This window comes from Streptomyces vietnamensis (assembly GCF_000830005.1).
GTDB classification, from domain to species: domain Bacteria; phylum Actinomycetota; class Actinomycetes; order Streptomycetales; family Streptomycetaceae; genus Streptomyces; species Streptomyces vietnamensis.
The window spans coordinates 4,914,735-4,937,049 of record NZ_CP010407.1; the positions used below are offsets into that span (position 1 = coordinate 4,914,735).

Sequence of the window (22,315 nt, forward strand, 5' to 3'; positions counted from 1 at the left end):
GCGCGGACCCGTCCGCCGTGCCACCGTTTCAGCGGCTCCCCCCACTTCACCGACCCCGAAACCCCGAAAGGCAGCACAGCCATGCCCAGAATCGCCCTGATAGGCGGTAACGCCCGGCCGATCACCACCGCCCACGAGCTGGGGGTGGACGTCGTGCTCGTGCACGAGGAGGGACGGTACGAGCCGGACTTCGCCGACTACTGCTCGCGGATCCTCCACGCCCCGATCGGCGACAGCGCCGCCATCCTCGAGGTGCTCCGCCCCCTGCACGCCGAGCAGCCCTTCGACGCCGTCCTGTCGGCCACCGAGTACGCGGCCATCGCGGCCGGCGAGGTCGCCGACGCCCTCGGCGTGCCCGGCACCACCGCCCGTACCGCGCGCGCCCTCAAGGACAAGGCGGAGACCCGGCGGCTGCTCGACGAGCACGACCTGTCCCCGATCCGCCACGCCATGGTCGCCAGCGAGCAGGAGACGGCGGACTTCGCCGAGTCCGTCGGTGGCCGGATCGTCGTCAAGCCCGCGGACGGCGTCGCCAGCCTGCACGTCCATGTCGTGGAGTCCCGCGAGGACGCGGCGACCGCCTTCAAGCAGCTGAGGGAGGCCGGGTACACGCGCGCCATCGCCGAGGAGTACCTCGAAGGACCGGTGGTGAGCGTCGACACCTTCTCCCACCGGGGCAGGCACGTCGTCTTCGGCATGTCCGAGTACCAGATGAACGACCGCTTCGTGGAGTGGGAGGTCAGCACGCCCAGCCGGGTCGCCGCCCCCCACCGGGCCGAGCTGACCGAACTCGTCGGCCGGCTCCTCGACGTCGTCGGTCTCACCGACGGCCCCGCGCACAGCGAGTTCGTCCTCACCCCCACCGGCCCGAAGGTGCTGGAGTCCCACGACCGCTTCGCCGGCAGCGGGGCCCCCGAACTCGTCCGCCGCGCCTGCGGCGTCGACCTGTACCGGATGTTCCTCGCCGTGCAGCTGGGCTTCGAGGAGCTGCCGCAGACCTCGCCCGTCAACGACCACGGGGCCGCGATCCGCTTCTTCACCCCCCAGCCCGGCACCCTCAAGGAGATCACCGGCCTCGACACCGTGGACGCCCTCGTCCTCACCGTCCCCCCGGGCGAGGCCAAGGGCAACATCGTGCCGCTGCTCTCCCGGACCCGGGAGGCCGAGGTCGTCGTCGTCATCACCCGCCACCCCGGCGACACCCTGCCCGAGCTGCGGTCGGTGAAGGACTGCAGCTCCGGCTACGTGATCGCCACCGGAAAGGACGCCGACGAGGCCACGGCCATCTGCGAGCGCGTCGTCGACCAGATCTGCTTCCACGTCGAATAGGCCGACGGGCCCCAGCAGAGGAGAACCAGGAGATGACCACCCTCCAGCCCGCCGCGCAGGCGGCGCCCCCCGCACCACCCTCGGTGATGCGCCACCCCGGCTTCCGCCGGTTGTTCACCGCCGCCGCCGCGGGGAAACTCGGCACCCAGATCGGCTACGTGGCGATCCCGCTCCTGGCCGTCACGACCCTGCACGCCGGCGCCGGACAGGTCGGGCTGCTGGCCACCCTCAGCACCCTGTCGTTCCTGCTGATCGGCTTGCCCGCCGGGGCCTGGGTGGACCGGATGCGCCGCCGCCGCGTCATGGTCGCCGCCGATCTGTCGCGGGGCCTGCTGCTCGGCTCCATCCCGGTGGCCTGGCTCATGGACTCCCTCACCATGACCCAGCTGTACGCCGTCGTCCTGCTCTCCGGAGTGGCGACCGTCTTCGCCGAGGTCGGCCAGCAGAGCTACCTGCCGCAGCTCGTCGACCGCGACCAGCTGCCCGCCGCCAACTCCGCGCTGGTCAGCGTGGACGCCCTGAACCAGCTGGCGGGGCGCAGCGTCGGCGGCTTCCTCGTGCAGCTGGTGGCCGCGCCCGCTGCGATCGCGGTGAACGCGCTCACCGACCTGTGGTCGGCGGCGTGGATCGCCACGATCCGTCATCCGGACGTACGCCCCGAGCGCCGCGCGCAGCGCAACCTCGTCAAGGAGGTCAACGAGGGCCTGCGGTTCGTCCTCAAGCAGCCGGTGCTGCGCGCCGTCGCCACGGCCGGTGCGATGAACAACCTCTCCATCCAGGTCAGCGTCACCATGCTGCCGGTGGTCTTCGTCAGCGAACTCGGACTCTCCGAGGGCGTCGTCGGCCTCTACCTCGCCGTCGGCGGCATCGGAGTGTTCCTGGGCGCGCGGTCCTCCCGCTGGATCGGCGAGCGGCTCGGCCAAGGCCGCACCCTGTGGATCCTGGGGCTCGCCGTGGCCCCCTTCGCCCTCCTGGTGCCGCTGGTCGACCGCGGTGCGGGGCTGTGGCTGGCCGGCCTGTCCTGGCTGCTGACGACCTTCCGGGTCGGCGTGAACAACGTCATCCAGGTCAGCTTCCGCCAGCGCTGCACCCCCGAGGAGCTGCTCGGCCGGATGAACGCCACGATGCGCTTCCTGCTGACCGGCGCCCTGGCCGTCGGAGCGGCGCTGGCCGGCGGCCTCGGCGCCGCCGCGGGACCGCGCGCCGCGCTGTGGGCCGGTGCCATCGGCATGGCCCTGGTATGGATCCCGATCTTCCTTTCCCCGCTGCGCACCCTGCGCACCTGGCCCGACGAGCTGGAGAACTGAACCGATGTCCCCTACCGCGGTCATCACCGGAGCGAGCGGCGGCATCGGTGCCGCCACCGCAGAGTCGCTGGTCAAGGCGGGCTACGACGTGGTCGTCGTCGCCCGCCGCGCCGACCGGCTGGCGGACCTCGCCGCCCGCACGGGCGGCCGGGCCCACCGGCTCGACGTCACCGACGCCACGGCCGTCGCCGAGTTCGCCGCCACCCTCGACAGCTGCGACGTGCTGGTGAACATCGCCGGCGGCGCCTTCGACGCGTCACCCGTGGCGACGGGAGACCCGGCGTCCTGGCTCTCGACGTACGAGGTCAACGTCCTGGGCACGCTGCACATGACGCAGGCCCTGTTGCCCCTGCTGGGGGCCGGCGCGGGCGGCACGATCGTGAACCTCACCTCCACGGCGGCGTCCGTCAACTACGAGAGCGGCGGCAGCTACAGCGCCGCCAAACACGCGGCGCACGCCCTGTCCGAGACCCTCCGGCTGGAGCTGGCGGGGCAGCCGGTGCGCATCGTCGAGATCGCACCCGGCATGGTGCACACCGAGGAGTTCGCCCTCAACCGCTTCCACGGCGACCGCGCCAAGGCCGACGCGGTCTACGCCGGCGTCGACGGTCCGCTGCGCGCCGAGGACGTCGCCGAATGCGTGCGGTGGGCGGTGACGCTGCCCGCGCACGTCAACATCGACCGGCTCGTCGTACGCCCGCTCGCCCAGGCGGCGCAGCACAAGGTGCACCGGGGGCCGATCTTCGCCACCACCACCGAGGAGAAGCAGCCGTGACCGACCACGTCACCGAGGCGTACCTGGCGGCAGTCGCCTCCTCCGGGGAACTGGCGCACGCCATGGAGCAGACGGCGTTCCCGCCCGCGTTCGCCGCCTCCTGCGCCCACCGTCTGCTCCCGCGGCCCTGTTTCGTCCCGGAGCGCGAGATACGGGGCTTCGCCGACGAACTCGCCCGGCTGTTCGACCTGCTGGTCTCCCTGCCCGGCCGGCTCTTCGACGGCGACCTGCGCCGGTACTGCGCGGCCCTGGGCATCGACGAGCGCAAGACCGCGCTGATGACGCGCCTGGGCGGGCACACCCCGCCGATGCACGGGCGCGCCGACCTCTATCACGACGGCGAGTCCTTCAAGGTCCTGGAGTTCAACCTGGGCACCCAGCTCGGCGGCACCGACCGCGCCGAGATCAGCAGGGCGCTCCTGGAGGTTCCCGCCTTCCGGGCCTTCGCGGAGGAGCACCGGCTGGACTACGTGCACACCGGCCGGGTGCTCGCCGGGCTGCTGCGCGAGGTCGCGGAGCCGGTCGCCCGCGGCGAGGAACCGGTCGTCGCCTTCCTGGAGGCGGACGGCGGGCTCGCCCCGTACCGCCATCTCGTCGACTCCTTCGCAGAGATGATGAGGGGCCTGGGCATCGACCTGCGGCTCGGTGAGGTCGGCCAGACCCGCGAGCGCGGCGGGAAGCTGTACCTGGACGGCGCTCCGATCGACGTCGTGCTGCGGTACTTCTCGGTCGACCAGCTCTGTGAGGGCAATGGCGGCGAGGAGGCCGCCGAGGCGGTGTTCCGGGCGCACGAGGCCGGCGGCACGATCCTCTACACGCCGCTGGAGAGCTTCCTCTACGGCAACAAGGGCACCATGGCGATGCTCTCCGACCCGCGCTGGCGCGAGGCGTTCTCCGCGGACGAGGCGGCGCTGATCGACCGTGTCCTGCCGTGGACCCGCACGCTCACCCCCGGCCTCGTCGAGGCCGAGGGGGCGAGCGTGGACCTGCTCGACTACTGCCGCACCCGCAAGGACCAGCTGATCCTCAAGCCGCGCGGCGACTTCGGCGGGGCGGGCATCGTGCCGGGCTGGGAGCTCTCCGAGCAGGACTGGAAGGAGCGGCTGCACGAGTGCCTGGACGCGAGTTACGTCGTGCAGCGGCGGGTCCTGCCGCGCGCGGAGCCGATGTACGACCCGGCGACCGGCACCCTCACGGACTGGGCGGCGACCTGGGACGCCTTCATCACTCCGCACGGATACGCCGGCTCGCACATCAGGGCGCTGCCCCGCGAGCAGGTCGGCGTCGTCGGCATGGGCGCGAACCCGGCCTGCCGGACGACGGGGGTGTTCAGCTTCCCGGAGTGAGGGACGCCAGCTCCTCCTCGTCCGGCAGGAGCCCCAGGCGGGCGGCCTTCACGCCCGCCTGGAAGCGGCTGACCGCGCCGATCTCCTCCGTGATCCCCGTGATGTACCGCCGGCAGGTCCGGGTGGCCATGCCGAGCCGGCGGGCGATGACGTCGTCCTTCAGCCCGGCGGCCATCAGCCGCAGGATCCGGCCGCGCAGCTCCTCCGCCGCCTGCTGGTAGTCGTGGCGGTGCGCCTCGAAGTCCTGAGCCGACTGCCACATGCTCTCGAAGGTGCGGTACATGAAGTTCACGACCGTCGGATCGGTGACGAGTGCCGCACCGGGGACCTGGCGGCCGGAGCGCGCCGCCGGTACGAACACGGTTTCGGCGTCGAAGATGATCAGGCGCTCGAAGGGTTCACCGGTGGTGCGTATCTGCGCGCCCTCTTCGGCGACCTGGCGCACGTAGTTGCGGGTGGTGAGGCTGGCGCGGGCGGTGTGCTGGTAGAGGGTGCGCATCTGCACGCCGCGGTGCAGCAGGTCCAGCGTGGGGGGCAGCACCGCGCGGATGGTCTCCGCACTGCGCCCGCCGCCGGGCTGCATGGTCACCATCTCCTTGGTGCAGCGGCGCATCATGAGCCCGACCTCCTGCTGCACGTCGGCGGGATCGGTCAGCACCCGTATCGTCTCCTGGGTGCGCTGGGCACGGGTGTGCTCCCGGTAGGGGCCGGTGAACTGGTCCAGGACGTGGTGGATACGGGAGAGTTCCTGCTGGCCGACATGGATCCGCTGCTCCAGTGGAAGTCTTAGTTCCACTTCGGCAACTTCCGGGTCGACGGGACGCAAGCCCTCGTCGGGATGCCCTTCGGCGAGCAGTCTCAGCTTGCTGAGGTAGATCTTTATCTGGTGGGCCGCGGCCTCGTCGCAGCCGATGTCCCGGGCTATCTCGGTGGTGTGGAATTCCCCGTTTTTGAGTGCGGCGGAGTACGCGCGCAGAGAGAGGATCGCGAGTTCGGAGCGAGTGGTCAACAGAGCTCCCACGTCATGATGTTGGCCTAAAGCTTACTTGTCGAGAGCCTAGGCTAGGTGTTCGTTATTCGGAGGGTGTTAACGGGTGACGGAGGTCTCGGTTGGGGGATCTTGAAACGAGTGAATGTCGCCTGACCTGGTAGGTATGGCGACATCTGCACCGACGGCCGGAATGGCCCCCGATGGTCGCGAGGCCCGCACCCCGCGGCGCCCCTCGGGAAAGAGGAGGGGTCGGGGGCTTCTGTGTGTGTCGGCACCTTATGGTTCCGGCCATCTCGCCGTGCGGGAAGGAGAAGGACTCGGCTTCTTCCGCCGTCCGTCGGCCCGCCGGGTTCGCGGCTCGTCCGGGGTTCCCGCCTCTTGCGCTGCCCGACCGCTCTGCGCTGAACTGACGTACCGTCAGATCCAGTTCCTGGGGAGGGTCCGCATGCAGACCGTCTGGCTCACCGGCGCCGAATGGCTCGCCGTCCTCCGCATCGGCCTCGGCCTGTGGTGGCTGGAGAGCTGGCGCCACAAGGACAAGAAGGGCTGGTTCGAGCGCGGCACCGGCATCGCCTGGGCGGCCGACGTCGCCGGCAAGCACAGGTGGGCGGCCGTGAAGAACGGCTTCGACACCGTCGTCGCCCCGCGCCCCAAGCTCATGGCGTACGTCGTCGTCTACGCCGAACTCGCCCTCGGCCTCGGCCTGGTCACCGGCCTCCTCACCCCCGTCGCCCTCGTCGGCGGCCTCCTCCTCAACCTCCTCTACCTCGTCCTGATGATCCACGACTGGGCCGAGCAGGGGCAGAACGCGATGATGGCGCTCATCTCCCTCGTCGCGCTCCTCGCCGTCTCCTGGCAGACCTGGTCCCTCGACTCCGCGATCGGACTCTTCTGATGACGGCCACACCGGCGAACCTGCCCGACGTCGACGCCTTCACCCGCCCCTACTGGGACGCCGCCGCCGAAGGACACCTGCTGCTCCGGCACTGCGCCGCCTGCGACCGTGCCCACCACTACCCGCGCGAGTTCTGCCCGTACTGCTGGAGCGAGGACGTCCGCTGGGAGCGGGCGAGCGGCCGCGCGACCCTCTACACCTGGTCGGTCGTCCACCGGAACGACCTCCCGCCCTTCGGCGAGCGCGTCCCGTACGTCGCGGCCGTCGTCGACCTCGCCGAGGGACCGCGCATGATGACGGAGGTCGTGGGCGTGGCGGAGGGGGACCTGCGGATCGGGATGGAGCTGCGGGTCGCGTTCCGCGAAGACGGGGACGTCGCCGTCCCCGTCTTCGGATCGGCATCAGAGCGCTGAGATGTTCCGCCAGAGCTGGTTGGTGCCGGAACCGCAGGCGTAGTCCATCGCGAACGAGCCGGCCGTCAGGCACTGCCCGTCACTCATGTTCTTGAAGGTCCGGCCGGAGGACGAGGAGGAGACGACCTTCCAGGACTGAAGGCTCGCTCCGTTGCAGGCGGCGGTCGTGACCGTGGTGTTGCCCGCGGGCTGGAGGCAGCGGCCGGACTTCTTGTTGATCAGCCGGAAGGTGCCGTTCGCGCCGGACGCGTAGGTCCAGGAGAACCAGTAGGTGGTGCCGTTGCTGCCCCGGGAGCCGCACTCGGCCGTGGTGACGAGGTCGCCGAAGCCCGCGTTGTACTCCGCCAGGCAGTTGCCGGTGTTCGCGTTCTCCAGGGAGTACGTCCCCGAGGGCGCCGAGCCGCCGGAGGACGGCGGACGCGTCGTGGGCTGGGTGGTGGGCGGCGGCGGGGCGGGCTGCTGGGTCGTCGACCCGCTTCCGCCGGAGGAGCCGGAACCGGAGGCGGAACCGGAGCCGGACCCGGAGGCGGACCCGGACCCGGAGCCTCCGGAGGCGGAGCCCGATCCCGAGCCCGAGCCGGAGCCGCCGGAGGTGGTGGTGCTCGATCCGCCCCCGCCGGTGACGGACCCGCCGCCGATGACGGATCCGCCCGCGTCGCCGCCACCGGTGGCGGGCGGGACCGGGGCGCCGGGCGACGGCTTCCCCGACGCCTTCCCCGAGGGCTTCGCCGACGGCTTGGCGGAGGGCTTGGCCGACGGCTTCGCCGTCCCGCTCGACGGCGGTACGGAGGCGGGCTGCGAGGCCACCGAGGACGGGGACGCCTCCGGGGACGCGCCCAGCTTGCCCACGTACGGGCTGAGGGCGACGGTCAGGGTGGTGCCGGTCGCGACGACGACGGGCACGGCGAGCATGACGTACTTGTTGCGGCGCCACCGCGGCGTGCTCGGGACGGCCTGGCCGGTGACGGCCAGCGGGTCGGGAGAGCCGGTCGCGGGCTCCTTCGAGGCCTGAGGGGCCTGAGGGGTCAGCGAGGCCGTCGCCACGTCCCGCGTCGGGTCGGTCCGCTCCAGCTCTTCGAGCTGCTCGGCGGTCGGCGCCCCGGCGGCGAAGGCCGCCCGCTCGGCGATCCGCTCGGCGACGGCCGCCGGCCAGACGGCGCCCGCCGCGTGCTCCTCGGTGAGCCCGACGAGCTCGTCGGCCGTCGGCCGGTCCGCCGGATCCTTCGCGAGACACTTCCGTACGAGCTCCGCCAGCTCGGGGTCGCCCTCCGTGAGCCGCCCGAAGTCGGGCTCGCCGTGGACGACCCGGTAGAGCAGGTCGGGCCCGGAGCCGTCGCCGAACGGAGGCCGCCCGTTCGCCGCGTACAGCAGCAGACTGCCCAGGGCGAACACATCGGCCGCACCGGTCAGCTGCCGGTCGGCGACGGCCTGCTCGGGCGCCATGTAGGCGGGGGTGCCGATGACCATGCCGGTCTTGGTCAGCCGGCTCTGGTCGGCCGCGCGGGCCACGCCGAAGTCGATGAGCGAGAGGCCGCCGCCGGTCAGCATCACGTTGGACGGCTTGAGGTCGCGGTGCACCATGTCGGCGCCGTGCACCACCCGCAGCCCGGCCGCCGCCTCCCGGAGCAGCCGCCACAGGGCGCCGCCGGCCAGCGGGCCGCCGTTGAGCCGGATGGCCTCGTTGAGGGTGATGCCGGGAATGAACTCGGTCGCGAACCACGGCGGCTTCGCCGTGCGGTCGCTCGCGAGGAGCTTGGTGTTGGCCCCGGCGGGCAGCCGGGCCAGGTTGTCGAGCTCGTGCCCGAAGTGGCTGAGGAAGTCGGCGTCCTCGGCGAGCACGGGAAGCACCCGCTTCACCGCCGCGAACGTCCCGGGAACGGCGCCGAGATAGACCCGGCCCATCCCGCCGGACCCGAGCACACCGAGCAGCCTGAACGCCCCGATCTGCCGGGGATCGCCCGACTCGAGGGGCATTGCCCCGCTGCCGCTCAAACTGTCCGAAGTGGAGTGGTCTTCCGGTTCCCCCTGCATGGGCCACACAGTAGCCGAGCGGGTTTGCAACCTGAATGGGGCTCAAGTTCTGGTTGTGTAACTGTGGTTGAGGGTGCGGGGCGGCTACTGGTCCGGCTCCGTCGGGAGCGCGGCCGCCTCCTCCCGCCCGGCCACGGAGCCCGCGCGGAAACCTGTTGGTGGACCGTGACGCCCCCTGCTACGTTTCCGGTGGCCGTGCAAGAGATCCAGGAGGTGGTACCCGTGAACACATCAACGACATGGGTGCTCCTCTCCGAGGCCACGGTCGGGCGATAGGCAGGTCGTCCGGGAGCGCCGTTTCGCGAGCACTCCCGAAAGGCACGACCGTGCACTTCACTTCTGAGCAGAGCCTCGACGACGGCGTCGTCGAGCGCGAATTCACCCTCGGCGACATCCCCGGCATCCTGTGGACGCCCGCGCCCGCGCCCGCGCCCGAATCCGTACCGGCATCCGCATCCGCATCCGCATCCGTACCGGCATCCGCGTCCGTACCGGCATCCGCGTCCGCGTCCGCATCCGCGTCCGAACCGGCGCCGCTGATCCTGATCAGCCCCCCGCCGCTCGGCCTGCGCAAGATGTACCCCCGCCTGGCGGGGCGGGCCCGGTACTACGCGACGCAGTACGGCTTCGCCGCGGCCACCATCGAGCTCCCCGGGAGCGGCGAGCGGCCCCGTCTGGCCGAGCTCGACCAGGCCCGCGCCGACCTGCGCCGGGTGATGGAGGCCGGCGAGCCGGTCGGCGACGAGATCGTCGACGCCCTGGTCCTCCCGCTCGTCGAAAGGGCGGTCCCGGAATGGCGGACCGCCCTGGACGCCCTCCTCGCGCTGCCCGGGCTCGGCGGCCCGGTCGGGTACGAGGGGGGAGTGATCTCCATCGGCGTCCGGCTCGCGACGGTCGAGCCGCGCATCGCGGCCGCCTGTCTCTACGCCGGAAGCCTCATCCCCCGCGTCATCTTCGAGGAGGCCCGCCAGGTCGGCATCCCGCTGCAGGTCCTGCTGCAGTGGGACGACGAGGGCAACGACCGGCAGGCGTCCCTGAACCTGTACGACGCCTTCGGCTCCAAGGAGAAGACCCTGCACGCCAACATGGGCGGGCACGCCGGCGTCCCGCAGTACGAGCTCGACGCCGGGGCCCGGTTCTTCGCCCGGCACCTGAAGTAGGTCCGGGCCCACCCCGAGGGCCGTGACCGTGCGCTACGGCGACGCCCAGGGCGCCGACAGCAGCTCGGCGACGCTGCGCCGGTCCCGCCCCTCCGGCGGCTCCCCGACCGCCTTCCCCAACGCGATCATGGACACGATCGCCCACCCCGGGTTCGGGCTCAGCTCCTTCGTGAGCCCCTCCATGTCGAAGGCCCGGAACTGGTGGGAGGCCAGTCCCAGCGCCTCCGCCTGGAGGGTCATGTGGGCGATGGCCTGCCCGAGGTCGTAGTCCGCGAACTCGGAGTACCGCAGCTCCGTGTCGTCCACGTGGCGCCGCGTCGACGTGACGACGAGCAGCCCCGCGTCCGTCGCCCACCGGGCCGAGCTGGGAGCGAGGTGCCGGACCACCCGCTCGTGGTCCGGCTCACCGGGCCGGGCCGCGAAGAAGCCCCACGGCTGGGAGTTCCCGGCGGACGGGGCCCACCGCGCGGCTTCGAGCAGCAGGCCCAGGGTCTCGTCGTCGACGGCGGCCGACGGGTCGAACCGGTACGGGCTGAACCGTCCGGCCAGCAGGGGGTGTATGCCGCCGTCGGACGGTTCCGGATCACGTCGCATGCCCCGCTGCAACCGGTCCCCGTACAGCCCTATTCCAGCTGCAGTAGCAGTACCCGACCTAGTACCCGACGGCCTCTCGGAGCAGCAGCACCGTGCCGCGCCCCGGGTGGGGTTCCGCGTTGAGGACGAGCAGGCGGTTGACGGCGCTGTCCATCCCGTACGCCGCCTGGCAGCGGGCGTTCTCCAGCGGGAGGACGTGCTCCTCGATGCGGCGCAGGGCCGTGCCCAGGTCGGGCACCACCTTCTGCGCGCCGACGATCCACACCGCGCGGGCCGCGCCGCCCGCGTTGGCGGGGAGCTGGCTACCGCTGCCCGAGGCGAGCACGAGCGCACCGGTCTCGGTGACGGCGGCGACGCTGTTCACGACGAAGTCCGGGCAGGCGGCGAGCCGTCGGATCTCGTCGGCGCCGGTGGCGCGGTCGATGCCCAGGATGCGCGGCCTGACGGCGTCGTACGGGCCGCCGGCGTTGATGTCCTCGTCGATGCCGGACAGCCGGAGCGTCTCGCTGGCTCCGGTGAGCACGCTGGAGCCCTCGGGGATCAGCTCCTTGATACGGGTACGCGCTTCGGCGGCGTCGTCGAGGATCTCGGCGGCGAAGCCGTTGGCGCGCAGCGCGGCGGCCACCCGCTCCAGCCGTTCGTCCGCCGCCGGGGCGCCCCAGGCGGAGGCCTCCTCCGGGCCCGCCTCCGAGCTTCCCTCCGCGCCCTGCTCCGCGCGGGGCGCCCCGCCCGCCAGCGGGGAGGTGTCGAGATACCTGACCTCGTACACCCGCTCGGCGAACCTCCAGCCTTCCTCGGTCCGCCGGTAGCGGTCGTGGTAGACGGCGAAGTTCTGCCCCTGGCGTCCGTCGAGGGTGCGCGCGAGCTCGTGCATGTACGCCCGGCCGGTCGCGGTGTCGCCGTCGATCCGGATCGCGCCGGGGTGCGTGTTCTGCACGAAGAAGTCCCACTGGGCCTGCAGCCGCTCGCCCCCGGCGAGGATCTCCTCGCGGCCGACCAGCTCGACGGGGACGTTGGGCATGCTCAGGACACCGTCCGGGGTGAACAGCGCCGCCATGCGGGGCCGGTCGCGCATCATCGCCGCGTCGGTGAACTCGCCGCGCAGCGCCTCGATCTCGACGCGGTCCGCGATGGCCTGGAAGTCGTTCATCGAAGTTCCCTCTCGGTCTCGTCATCGCCTTCACCGTGACGACAAGACAGCGCACCGGAATGTGAGGCGGGCATCGGCCTCACATTCCGAGGCGCTGTCCTGTCGTATGGGGGAGAGACGCAGAAACGGGCGAGCGAGCGAGGGAGAAGACCGGACCATGACCACGGGAGCCGAGATCATGAACGAGCGCCGCAGGCTGATCAACCTCGGTTATCGGCTCCTGGGTTCCCTCGCGGACGCCGAGGACGTCGTGCAGGAGACCTACGCCCGCTGGTACGCCCTGTCCGCACGCGAGCAGCAGGCCATCGAATCGCCCGGCGCCTGGCTGATGACGGTCGCCAGCCGCATCTGCCTGAACCTCCTCGGCTCGGCGCGGGTCAGGCGGGAGACGTACGTGGGCGACTGGATCCCGGAACCCCTGCCCGAGCCCACGGAGTACGCCACCGGGCGCGCCGACGGAACCGACCCGGCGGACCGGGTCACCCTCGACGAGTCGGTGACGATGGCCTTCCTGGTCGTCCTCGACGCGATGACCCCGGCCGAACGCGTCGCGTTCGTCCTGCACGACGTCTTCCGCTACCCCTTCGGCGAGGTCGCAGAGATCGTCGGCCGCAGTCCGGCGGCCTGCCGCCAGCTGGCCTCGTCCGCCCGCCGACGCGTCCGTACGGCGCAGAGTCCGGCGGCCCCGAGTGCCGCAGGGCAGGCGGACATCGTCAGACGGTTCAAGGCGGCGTGGGAGGCCAAGGACATCGACGCCCTGGTCGGCCTGCTCGACCCCGACGCCGTCGCGACCGCCGACGGCGGCGGGCTTGCCGTCACCCACCCGCGTCCGCTCGTGGGCGCCGAGCGGATCGCGCGGGGCTACGCCGAGATCGGCCGCCTGGCGGGCGACCGCACCACGTTCGTGGAGCGCACGGTCAACGGCCTACCCGGCCTGGTGGCGTGGCAGGACGGCGTCCTCGTGACCGTGTACGCCTTCGAGACCACGGGCGACCGGATCAGGCGCATCTGGGCGGTGCGGAACCCCGAGAAGCTCCGCCCCTGGCGGATCAGCTGAGCGCACCCAGAACGTGCGGGGCCGCCTCCGTGAGGGTGGGGAAGTGACGGTGGGCGTCGGGGTGCGGGGCGGGGGTGTTGACGGTCCAGACGGTCATCCCGGCGTCGAGCCCGGAGCGGACCCCGGAGGGCGCGTCCTCGATCACGAGACACTCCGCCGGGTCCGCGCCCAGCTTCTCGGCGGCGGTGAGGTACGGGACGGGCGACGGCTTCCCCTCGGCGACGGAGCCCGCGTCGACGATCAGCCCGGGGAACGGCAGCCCGGTCCGCTCGAACCGCCCCCGCACCCGGTGCTCGTAGTTCGACGTGACGAGCGCCCACCGGTCGGCGGGGAGCGCGTGGAGCAGCCCGGCGGCCCCGTCGAAGGCCGCGTAGTCGCCCGTACGGACGTCCTCGTCCTCCAGCGCGTGCAGGAGGGCGAGGCACTCGTCCGGGTCGGCGCCGGGCACGACGGCGGCGAAGGTCTCCACGGGCCGCGTCCGCAACGCCGTGGCGTACACCTCGGCGCCGTCGAGCCCGTACCGCGCGGCCCACTCGTGCCAGACGCGGCGCTGGTTCTCGACGGCGTCCATGAGGGTGCCGTCGACGTCGAAGAGAACGAACTTTATGGAGGTCACGCCCGGGATGCTACGTCCACGAACGCGGCCCAGGAGGCGGGGGAGACGGCGAGCTGGGGGCCGTGGGGGTTCTTGGAGTCGCGGATGTGGATGAGGGTGGGGTGGGCGGCGACCTCGACGCAGTTGCCGCCTTCGCCGCTGCTGTAGCTGGACTTGCGCCAGTCGTAGGCGACTTCGATGCACTCGCCGCCCTCGCCGTCGCTGTAGCTGCTCTTGAACCAGGCCAGATCTGCGGTGCTCATAGCTCTCCCAGCATTTTCTCGATCCGCTCCAGGGACTCGCGGCGCGTGAGTGCCTGCGCCCGGATGATCCCATAGCGCTCGGTATACATGCGCACCTCCTCTGGGTCGATGATCAGTCGGGCGTGTCCGTAGATCTCGGTGTACGCGACCTCCCGCCGTCCTTTGGGTGTGAGCAGGGTGAACGAGCCGCCCAGGCCCGGGTGTTCGTCCGGGTCGTTCGGCATGATCTGGAAGTGGACGGTCCTCAGCCGGGCGACCTCGATGATGCGTCGCAGCTGCTCCCGGAGGACGTCTCGGCCGCCCAGAAGGCGCCGCAGCACCGCCTCCTCGATGACGAAGCTCATCGTCGGGCCCGGCCACTTGTCGAACAGTGCTTGTCGGGAGATCCGGTCGGCCAACCGCGTCTGGATCGTCTCCTCGTCATAGAGCGGGCGGCGGTAGCGGAAGACGGCCTCCGCGTAGGCCGGGGTCTGCAGAATGCCCGGTACCGCCTGCACGGCGTAATAGTGCAGGGCAACGGCCTCGGCCTCCGCCTTCGCGAAGCTCCGGAACCAGTCCGGGTGCCGCACCCGCGCCCGCGCCAGCGCCTGCCGTACGTCATCCACCGCCGCCGTCAGCACACCCCCCGCCCCCAGCGCCGGGTCCGCCAGCAGCAGGAAGTCCGGCTGTGGCGTCCGTACCCCCCTCTCGATCGACGAGATCAGGTCCTCGCCGCAGTGCGTGAGCTCCGCCAGCTCCACCTGGCTCAGGCCCGCGTTGTTCCGCAGCACCTTGATGATCTTCCCGATCGCACGGAACAGGTGCGCCGTGCCGTCCACCTCGGAGGGCCGCTCCGGCCGCTCCTCCTTCTTGTTCCCCGACATCCGTACCGCCTTCTTGGCGTACCCGTACTGTTACGCAGCGTCGTCGCGTCGCTGCTGGTCAGCGTACGGTCGGGGGCCCAAGCTCGGGGGCATGAAATCCGAAACCGCCACTCCAACCGGTGAGTTCACGCTCCGGCTCTCGGCAACGCGCCGGGGCGCACGCCTGGCACGGTTACTGGCTGTGCAGCAGCTCCACGACTGGGGCGTCACGGGCCCCTCGGCCGAGGCGGCCGAGCTGGTCGTCGCCGAGCTCGCCAACAACGCGGTCCGGCACGGGCGGGTGCCGGGGCGGGACTTCGAGGTACGGATGGAGCGGGGCGACGACCACGTACGGATCGAACTGTCCGACGCGCGCGGCGAACGGCTGCCGGTCCCGGCCCGGGAACCGGACGAGGGCGGCTACGGGCTGCTGCTCGTCGCCGCCCTCGCCACGGCGTGGGGCGTGAAGGACCGGTCCGTCGGCAAGACGGTCTGGGCGACCGTCCCGCTGGCGTCCCGGTGAGGGGTCGTCAGGAGGAGAGGTTGTAACTGGTGTCCGGGGAGGTGGTCCACCAGGAGACCTGGCTGCGCGTGCGGAACGGCTGCTGCCAGGAGCCTGTGCCCTGGTACAGGTAGGCCAGGCCGCCGCTGCCCCGAATGGAGGCGTACAGGTCGGGACGGCCGTCGCCGTTCGCGTCGCCGATGCCGAGCAGGTCGCCGTACCCGCCCCAGCCGCCGCCCACCTTCACGCGGGGCGCGAAGGTGCCGTCGCCCTTGCCGAGGTAGAGCCAGAGGACGCCGTCCTTGTCGCGGGCGACGAGGTCTCCGGCCGGGCCGCCGGCGAGGTTGCCGGTGGCGGTGAGCTGGTTGTAGACGCCCCAGCCGCCGCCGATCTTCCTGCGGGTCGCGTACGGGGCGGTGGCCGAGCCCGTGCCCTTGTAGAGCCACAGGTCGCCGGTCTTGTCGGTGGCGACCAGGTCCGCCCGGCCGTCGCCGGTGAGGTCGCTGCCGCCGGTGAGCTGGTTGTACGTGTTCCAGCCGGAGCCGATCCGGACGCGGCCGGCCAGCGGGGCCTTGGCCTGCCCCGTGCCCTGGTAGAGCCAGAGGACCCCGGACTTGTCCCGGGCCACGACGTCGCTCACGGCCGAGCCGGTGACGTTCCCGGCGGCCTCGATCCGGTCGTACGTCTGCCAGCCCGAGCCGACGAGCAGCCCCGGGTTCTGGTCGAGATAGCCGGCTTCGGGGCGGAGGAACGTGTCGTCGATCCACAGGCGGCCCGAGGTGTCCCGCACGAGCACGTCGGGCGAGCCGTCGGCGTCGTAGTCGTGCGCGCCGGGCTTCCGGGTGACGGTGAACGAGCCGGAGGTCTTCAGCTCCGGTCCGATGCCGTTCATCGGCTTGGCGCTGATCTCCCAGGTGTACGGCCCGCTCTGCGCCCCGGTCCACAGCTCGGGGGCGCCGTTCCAGGCGAGCTGGCCCTTCCAGGCGTACGAGGCCTTGTGGGGGTCGTAGTCGGCGTTGAGCGGGTAGACCCCGTCGGTCAGGGTCTCGCCCGTCCGGGTGTTGCGGATCTTGACGGTCATCTCCACCTCGGACCGGCTGAGCTGCCAGACCATGGTGAACTTGCCGCCGGTCTTGTCGAGGTCGAGGACCGGCGGGATGTTGTGCGAGAGCAGCGTGACCTTGGTGGAGAGGCCGGAGGAGGCGACCTGTGTGGCGACCGGGGCGCCGTCCGCGCCCGGAGCGATCCGGTACAGGCCCTCGCCCTTCGCGGCGGTGCCGCCCTGGACGAGAAGCGCCCCGTCCGGAGCCACGGCCGAGGAGGCCATGTCGTCCATGAGCTTCCGGGTCGTGGTGCTCGTGAGGGAGCGCGCGGTCACGGCGTACGTCGGGGACGGGTTCCGCTCGTCGTATCCGCCGGACTGCGCGTACGTCAGCCAGTTGCCGACCAGGCCGAGGGAGTCGATCGCGCCCGGCAGGGCGATCCGCTGGGTGGTGGTGGAGGGGCCCCGCTGGGTGACGACCGCGGTCCGGGAGCCGCCGCTCGCGGGCTCCAGCCAGGCGACGTGCGTGCCCGAGAGCGCGATGGGGGTCTGCTGGTCGTTGCCCGCGAGGGCACCGGTCTCCGTGACCTTGGCGGTGGCGAGGTCCACGGTGGCCCAGCGCCGGCCCGCGGCGGTGACGTACGTGAGGAGGGCGGTGTCGGGCGTGCCGGCCCTGACGATCGGGTCCTTCGCGTCGGCCGGCAGCCCGGTCACGAGCACGTTGGCGGTCCCGCCGTCGTCGCTCCGGGAGAGCAGGTGCACGGCGTGTCCGCCCTGGGCGTTGGACGCCTTGACGAACGCGGTCCGGCCGACGGCGCCGATGTACGTCGCGTCGGAACCCGCGATCCTGGGCGACACGGACAGGACGTCCTGGTCCGTGATCATGTCCCGGAGCGTGATGTAGCCGTCGGACCCGACCCCCGCGACCACGTCGGAGGCGTGAGAGACAGAGGCCCAGCTGTCGCCCGGCCACGGCTCCTTCCTGCTGCCGTCGGCGTACCGGGTCCAGACGCCGTGGATGGCCCGGTCGTCCCGCTCCCAGGTCAGGAACCCGGTCGTTCCGGCGCTCACGATGTCCGTCCTGCCCTGCGGGTAGGGCACGACCGCCGCCGCGGTGGTGGCCGCGGCCGTGGCGGAGGCGGTGGCGGCCGTGGCGGGGACGGCGGCCGTCAGACCGCCCACGGTGACGGCGAGGGCGACGGTGACGGCGGCGGCGAGACGGTGCCGGGATGTACGTGCTGGGGACACGGTGCTGTTCCTCCCCCTGTGGTCGGGACATGGTGCTCCATGCCCCGACCACAGGACATCCGGGTGGATCGAAAGGTTGTACGCCCGGTCGGCTGATCCGTCAGAAGGCCCTGTCGAAGTCCTTGGCGTAGCTCAAGTGGCTGCCCAGGTAGTAAGTGAAGGGGTTCCGGTAGTCACCCGTGCCCCTGTAGATCTCCACGAGATCGTCGGTGGTGCCCTTGTGGCTCACCGCGAGCAGGTCGGCGCGGCCGTCCCTGTCGACGTCGCCGATGCCGACGAGGTCGGTGTACCGGCTCAACACCAAGTCCCTGTCGACGCGGGTGCGGGGTGCGAAGGTCCCGTCTCCCTTGCCGAGGTAGAGCCAGAGGTAGCCGTCCTTGTCGCGGGCGACGAGGTCACCGGCCGGGCCGCCGCCGATGTTGCCGGTGGCGGTGAGCAGGGTGTAGCCGCCCCAGCCGCCGCCGATCTTCCTGCGCGGGGCGAACGGTGCCTGTTCGTTGCCGGTGGCCCGGTAGAGCCAGAGGACGCCGGACCTGTCGGTGGCGAGGAGGTCGGGGCGGCCGTCGCCGGTGAGGTCGCTGCCGGCGGTGAGCTTGTCGTAGATCTGCCAGCCGCTGCCCACCTTGGTCCGGGGGGCGAAGGAGTGTCCGGTGCCCCGGTAGTACCAGAGGGCGCCGGTCCGGTCGCGGCCGAGCAGGTCGGCGTAGGAGGAACCGGCCAGGTTGCCCGGGGCGATGATCCGGTCGTACGTGTTCCAGCCGCCGCCACGGTCGGTCCGCTCCCACGGGCCCTGATAGCGGTTGTCGAACATCTGCCGGACGTCGAGGGAGGAGAGGCGTCCCGCGCTGTTCGTGAGGAGCAGGTCGGGGGAGCCGCTGTCGGAGTAGTCGTGGGGGTGCGCCTTGCCGGCGACCTTGAAGGTGCCGGATCGTTCCACCGCCGGGCCGATGCCGTTCATGGGGGTCGCCGTCATCTTCCAGGTGTACGTGCCGTGGTAGGCGGCGACGGCGTTGTCGAACTGGCCGGGCCAGTCGATGGTGCCCCTGTCGCCCCAGCCGCCGGCGAAGGACGTCCAACGCTTCCCGGACGCCTCGTGCGTGACCAGGAGCCGCACGTCTGCGCCCCACCTCCCGAACTGCCAGGAGAACCGTGCCTTGGAACCGGCCGTGTCGAAGTCGACGGATGCGGGGGTCTCTTCGCCCACCACGGTGAGCGCGACGGGCCTGCCCAGGCTCGCCACGAGGGTGGCGGCGGGGAGGCCGTCCGGGCCTGCGGCGATCCGGTAGATGCCCTCGCCCTGTTCGATCGTGCCGCCCTGCACGAGGAGCTCGGAGTCCGACTGGCTGCGGATGGTGTCGACGACGTCGAGGACCTTGACCGTCTGCCCGGTCGTCAGCGAGCGGAGCGTCAGCCCGTAGAGGGGGTTGGGGCGGCGCTCCAGGAAATCAGGCCTTGTCGTTTCGGAGTATGCCAACCAGTCGTCGTCCATCAACTCGGCCTGGAGGAACTGCGCGTAGCCGATGGGGATGCGTGTGGAACCGGACTCGCCCCGCCGGGCCACCTCCAGGGCCACCGCTCCTCTGGCATTCGGCTCTTCGCCCCAGGCCAGGTGTGTGGCGGACAGGGTGACATCGGTCTGATAGCCGCCTCGTGTCGCGCTGCGCTCCTCCACCACCGTGGCGGTGGCGACGTCCACCACGGCCGTACGCCAGTCGGCCGCGTTGTCCTCCTCCACGTAGTACAGGAGGGACAAGGTGTCCGGCGAGTCCACCTGGCTGGAGAGGTCGCGCGCGGCCATGCCCGTGGGCAGCCCGAAGATCGTACGGTCGACGATCGTGCCGTCCGGCTTGCCGACGAGGTGGACGTCCCGGCCCTCGCTGCCGTCGGCCTTGGGGACGCTCACGACGAGGGTGCTGCCGACGAGGTCCATGAGGGTGGCGTCCGGGCCGAGGAAGCCGATGTCTATGGTCACGGGGGAGGAGGCCCCGGACATGTCGTACACGGTGTGGACGGTTCCGGACGAGGCCACGACGGTGTCCGCGCGGACGGTCCCCTTGGAGCCCGCGGGCAGCGCGGTCGTGACGCCGTCCGCGTACCGGGTCCAGGAGAAGCCGCCGTCGTGGTGACGGGTGAGGAACCCCGACGGGCCGTTGCCGACCAGCTGGGAGTCCTGCGGCAGGGTGGGCACGGTGGCGGCCTGCTGATCCGCCGCGACGGCCGCCGTCCCCGGGCGCGCGCCGGTCGCCGCCACGGCGGGCGAGGTCAGGACGCCCGCCGTGACGGCGAGGGCGACGGCCACGGCGGCGGCGAGCCGGTGGCGGGACTTGCGTGCGTGTGCCAAGGCGGTGCTCTTTCTCAAGAGGCGCGGGCGCGGCGAGATACGCCGCGCCCGCAGGACTCTTGAGATGACCGGAAGGTTGTACGGTCCGGGCGCCCCCTTCCGGCCGTACCCCGTCGATCCATCAGAAGGCCGGCACGAGATCGTCAGAAGATCGTCAGATCCGAGCCGAAGTAGTCGTAGGAGTAGATCGCCTGGCGGGTCCCGAAGGGCGCTCGCCAGTCGCCCGTGCCCTTGTAGACGTACGTGTTGCCGTAGTGGTTGTTCGCCAGCAGGTCCGGGTGGCCGTCGCGGTCGACGTCGCCGAAGCCGGCGAGCCCGTAGTACGTGTTCCAGCCCGCGCCGATGCGGGTACGGGCGGCGAAGGTGCCGTCCCCCTTGCCGAGGTACAGCCAGAGGACACCTGAGGCGTCGCGGGCGACGAGGTCACCGGCCGGGCCGCCGCCGATGTCGGCGGTGGCGGTGATCTGGTTGTAGATCCCCCAGCCGCCGCCGACCTTCACACGCGGCGCGAAGGGCTTCACGGCGTCGCCGGTGCCCTTGTAGAGCCACAGGACGCCGGAGGTGTCGGTGGCGAGGAGGTCCGGGCGGCCGTCGCCGTTGAGGTCGCTGCCGCCGGTGATCTGCTTGTAGATCCCCCAGCCGCCGCCGATCTTCACGCGGGGGGCGAGGGCCAGGCCGGTGCCCTGGTGGAGCCAGAGGACGCCGGTCTTGTCGCGGGCGACGATGTCGGACTGCGGGGAGCCGGCGACGTTCCCGGGGGAGACGAGCCGGTCGTAGGCGTTCCAGCCGCCGGTGCCGAGCCAGGTGGGAAAGTCGTGGGTCCACGCGCCGAGGGGGCTGCTCGTGTTGTACAGCTTCAGACCGGTGGAGTCCCGCACGAGCAGGTCGGGGGTGCCGTTGTCGTCGAAGTCGTGCGGGACGACCTTGCGGACGACCTTGAAGGTGCCGGTCTTCTCCACGGCCGGGCCGATGCCGCCGATGGGCTGCGCCGTGAAGCGCCAGGTGTAGTCGCCGTTGGGGGCGGGGGCCCTGTACTCGGCAGGAATGCCGGGGTTGCTCGTGACGAACGCGCCGTCCCACTTGAAGCCGTATCGACCGTCTCCGGAGGAGGAGACCTCGGGACTCCACGATTTGCCGGTCGCGGGGTGCTCCAGCCGGACGTGTACCTCCATCGCCGGCCTGTTGAGGGTCCAGGTCAGTGGGACCGGGGTGGTGACGCGGTCGAAGTCGATCGTCTCGGGGACGTCGTGCTTCACGAACTCCAGCGTGGTGGACTGGCCGGTGCTCGCCACGAGGGTGACCGTCGGCCGGGCGCCGTCGGCGCCCGGGGCGATCCGGTAGAGGCCCTCGCCGTGCTCGATCGTCCCGCCCCGCGCCATCTGGGTCCCGTCGGGGCCGGGGGTGGAGGTCAGCGTGTGGTCCAGGAGGTCGACCGTCTCACCCGTCGTCAGGGAGAAGGCCCGCAGTGCGTACCTGGAGTTCGGGAGCGAGGCCGGGTCCGACGCGAACTGTCGGTACGTCAGCCAGCCGCCGACCAGTTGGATGCCGACGGCGTTCGTGATGCCCAGGTCGTGGCGTACGGTCTCGCCGGTGTCCCGCCGCGCCACGGCCACCTTCACCGTGGAGTTCGTGGGCTTCTCGACCCAGGCGATGTGGGTGGCCGAGAGGGCGGTGCCTCCCAGGGGGACGTCGGGCGTCTCGTACTTCTCGACGACCGCGTGGGTCGCGATGTCCACGACGGCCGCGCGGCTCTGCTTCGTCCCGTCCACGGTGCCCGCGTACAGGACCACGGCGCTGTCGGGGGATTCCAGGTTGATGACGGTGATCGCGGCGTCAGCCGGCAGGCCGGTGACCGTGTCGTCGACCAAGTCCCCTTGCTGCTTGCCGATGACGTGGAGGTCGCTGCCGCCGGTCGCGTTGGCCTTCTTCGCGACGAGCCGGGTGCCGGCCGATCCCACGACGGTGTAGCCCTCGCCGAGGGGGCGGATGTCGATCTCCAGCGGATCGGCGCCCGTCGCCATGTCGTACAGCTTGAAGACACCGCTGCCGTCGGTCCCCCGCACGACGTCCGTGCGCCGCGAGCCCCCGTACGAGCCCCCGGGGAGCACGGTCGTGGCGCCGTCCGAGTACCGCATCCACCGGTAGGTGATCGGCGTGCCGCCCTGGCCGCTCAGGAAGCCGGTCGGGCCGGCGCTGAGGACCGAGGCGTCGACCGGGAACGGGACGACGTCCTGCTCCGCCGACTGCGCGGCGGCGGCCGGGGTCACGGCCGTCGGCGCGGCCGCGAAGGAAGGCGTGACGGTCACGGCGGTCACAGTCGTCACGGCCAGGACGGCGGTGACCGCCGCGCCCAGCCGGATCCGGGCGGTGCGGGTGCGGGTCAAGAGACTGGTCCTCCCCCAGAGGTGTGGGCATGGCGTTCGACGCCATGCCC

Annotated in this window: 19 protein-coding genes; 9 read left to right on the plus strand and 10 right to left on the minus strand. The window is 71.7% G+C overall.

What is annotated here, in order from left to right:
• The first annotated feature begins 81 nt into the window (after positions 1-81).
• The 4 genes from SVTN_RS22100 to SVTN_RS22115 are packed head-to-tail and all read left to right on the plus strand — an operon-like array spanning position 82 to position 4,757.
• Positions 82-1,329 (plus strand): ATP-grasp domain-containing protein, encoded by a 1,248-nt coding sequence (locus SVTN_RS22100; protein ID WP_041130659.1) that lies wholly within the window; start codon positions 82-84, stop codon positions 1,327-1,329.
• Positions 1,330-1,361: 32 nt separating this feature from the next.
• Positions 1,362-2,636: an MFS transporter gene (locus SVTN_RS22105; protein WP_052499251.1), complete on the plus strand. Its 1,275-nt coding sequence runs from the start codon at positions 1,362-1,364 to the stop codon at positions 2,634-2,636.
• A 4-nt stretch (positions 2,637-2,640) separates the two neighbouring features.
• Positions 2,641-3,411, plus strand: a complete 771-nt coding sequence (locus SVTN_RS22110) for an SDR family oxidoreductase (RefSeq protein WP_041130660.1) — start codon at positions 2,641-2,643, stop codon at positions 3,409-3,411.
• Positions 3,408-4,757 carry a hypothetical protein gene (locus SVTN_RS22115; protein WP_041130661.1) on the plus strand — a complete coding sequence of 450 codons (1,350 nt, stop codon included), beginning with the start codon at positions 3,408-3,410 and terminating at the stop codon, positions 4,755-4,757. The genes SVTN_RS22110 and SVTN_RS22115 overlap by 4 nt, the downstream gene beginning before the upstream one ends.
• Here SVTN_RS22115 and SVTN_RS22120 read toward each other — a convergent pair.
• Positions 4,741-5,766, minus strand: coding sequence for a helix-turn-helix transcriptional regulator (locus SVTN_RS22120; protein WP_052499252.1), 1,026 nt, complete (start codon positions 5,764-5,766; stop codon positions 4,741-4,743). The two genes, SVTN_RS22115 and SVTN_RS22120, sit on opposite strands and share 17 nt — an antisense overlap.
• Positions 5,767-6,193: 427 nt before the next feature.
• Between SVTN_RS22120 and SVTN_RS22125 the strand changes: the two genes are divergently transcribed.
• Together SVTN_RS22125 and SVTN_RS22130 are read left to right on the plus strand one after the other, a co-directional pair.
• Complete coding sequence (locus SVTN_RS22125) at positions 6,194-6,643, plus strand: DoxX family membrane protein (protein ID WP_041130662.1); 450 nt, start codon at positions 6,194-6,196, stop codon at positions 6,641-6,643.
• Positions 6,643-7,056 carry a Zn-ribbon domain-containing OB-fold protein gene (locus SVTN_RS22130; RefSeq protein ID WP_041130663.1) on the plus strand — a complete coding sequence of 138 codons (414 nt, stop codon included), beginning with the start codon at positions 6,643-6,645 and terminating at the stop codon, positions 7,054-7,056. Before SVTN_RS22125 ends, SVTN_RS22130 begins: the two co-directional genes overlap by 1 nt.
• On the opposite strand, the gene SVTN_RS22135 is transcribed toward SVTN_RS22130, so the two are convergent.
• A complete protein-coding gene (locus tag SVTN_RS22135; protein ID WP_041130664.1) occupies positions 7,045-9,030 on the minus strand; it encodes a serine/threonine-protein kinase in 1,986 nt (661 codons plus the stop codon). The two genes, SVTN_RS22130 and SVTN_RS22135, sit on opposite strands and share 12 nt — an antisense overlap.
• 383 nt (positions 9,031-9,413) lie before the next feature.
• Between SVTN_RS22135 and SVTN_RS22140 the strand changes: the two genes are divergently transcribed.
• On the plus strand, positions 9,414-10,247 hold the full coding sequence (locus tag SVTN_RS22140; protein WP_041130665.1) for a hypothetical protein: 834 nt from the start codon (positions 9,414-9,416) through the stop codon (positions 10,245-10,247).
• Positions 10,248-10,280: 33 nt separating this feature from the next.
• On the opposite strand, the gene SVTN_RS22145 is transcribed toward SVTN_RS22140, so the two are convergent.
• Positions 10,281-10,841 carry a nitroreductase family protein gene (locus SVTN_RS22145; protein WP_041130666.1) on the minus strand — a complete coding sequence of 187 codons (561 nt, stop codon included), beginning with the start codon at positions 10,839-10,841 and terminating at the stop codon, positions 10,281-10,283.
• 58 nt (positions 10,842-10,899) lie between these two features.
• Positions 10,900-11,991, minus strand: coding sequence for a nuclear transport factor 2 family protein (locus SVTN_RS42255; protein ID WP_041130667.1), 1,092 nt, complete (start codon positions 11,989-11,991; stop codon positions 10,900-10,902).
• A gap of 157 nt (positions 11,992-12,148) precedes the next feature.
• On the opposite strand from SVTN_RS42255, the gene sigJ reads away from it, so the two are divergent.
• Positions 12,149-13,048 (plus strand): RNA polymerase sigma factor SigJ, encoded by a 900-nt coding sequence (gene sigJ / locus SVTN_RS22155; protein ID WP_041130668.1) that lies wholly within the window; start codon positions 12,149-12,151, stop codon positions 13,046-13,048.
• On the opposite strand, the gene SVTN_RS22160 is transcribed toward sigJ, so the two are convergent.
• From SVTN_RS22160 to SVTN_RS22170, 3 genes are read right to left on the minus strand one after another with little or no spacing between them, the layout of a single operon-like run.
• Positions 13,041-13,664 (minus strand): HAD family hydrolase, encoded by a 624-nt coding sequence (locus tag SVTN_RS22160; RefSeq protein ID WP_041130669.1) that lies wholly within the window; start codon positions 13,662-13,664, stop codon positions 13,041-13,043. The genes sigJ and SVTN_RS22160 overlap by 8 nt on opposite strands.
• Positions 13,661-13,906 (minus strand): DUF397 domain-containing protein, encoded by a 246-nt coding sequence (locus SVTN_RS22165; protein WP_041130670.1) that lies wholly within the window; start codon positions 13,904-13,906, stop codon positions 13,661-13,663. Before SVTN_RS22165 ends, SVTN_RS22160 begins: the two co-directional genes overlap by 4 nt.
• The gene (locus SVTN_RS22170) at positions 13,903-14,769 is read right to left on the minus strand and encodes a helix-turn-helix domain-containing protein (RefSeq protein WP_041130671.1); all 867 of its coding nucleotides are present in this window, start codon (positions 14,767-14,769) and stop codon (positions 13,903-13,905) included. Before SVTN_RS22170 ends, SVTN_RS22165 begins: the two co-directional genes overlap by 4 nt.
• 91 nt (positions 14,770-14,860) lie before the next feature.
• On the opposite strand from SVTN_RS22170, the gene SVTN_RS22175 reads away from it, so the two are divergent.
• The gene (locus SVTN_RS22175) at positions 14,861-15,271 is read left to right on the plus strand and encodes an ATP-binding protein (RefSeq protein ID WP_041130672.1); all 411 of its coding nucleotides are present in this window, start codon (positions 14,861-14,863) and stop codon (positions 15,269-15,271) included.
• 7 nt (positions 15,272-15,278) lie between these two features.
• On the opposite strand, the gene SVTN_RS22180 is transcribed toward SVTN_RS22175, so the two are convergent.
• The 3 genes from SVTN_RS22180 to SVTN_RS22190 all read right to left on the minus strand — a co-directional run bounded on the left by SVTN_RS22180 (position 15,279) and on the right by SVTN_RS22190 (position 22,265).
• Positions 15,279-17,540 (minus strand): FG-GAP repeat domain-containing protein, encoded by a 2,262-nt coding sequence (locus tag SVTN_RS22180; protein ID WP_052499253.1) that lies wholly within the window; start codon positions 17,538-17,540, stop codon positions 15,279-15,281.
• A gap of 100 nt (positions 17,541-17,640) precedes the next feature.
• The gene (locus tag SVTN_RS22185; RefSeq protein ID WP_041130673.1) at positions 17,641-19,881 is read right to left on the minus strand and encodes an FG-GAP repeat domain-containing protein; all 2,241 of its coding nucleotides are present in this window, start codon (positions 19,879-19,881) and stop codon (positions 17,641-17,643) included.
• A gap of 143 nt (positions 19,882-20,024) precedes the next feature.
• Positions 20,025-22,265, minus strand: coding sequence for an FG-GAP-like repeat-containing protein (locus tag SVTN_RS22190; protein WP_052499254.1), 2,241 nt, complete (start codon positions 22,263-22,265; stop codon positions 20,025-20,027).
• Positions 22,266-22,315: the final 50 nt, after the last annotated feature.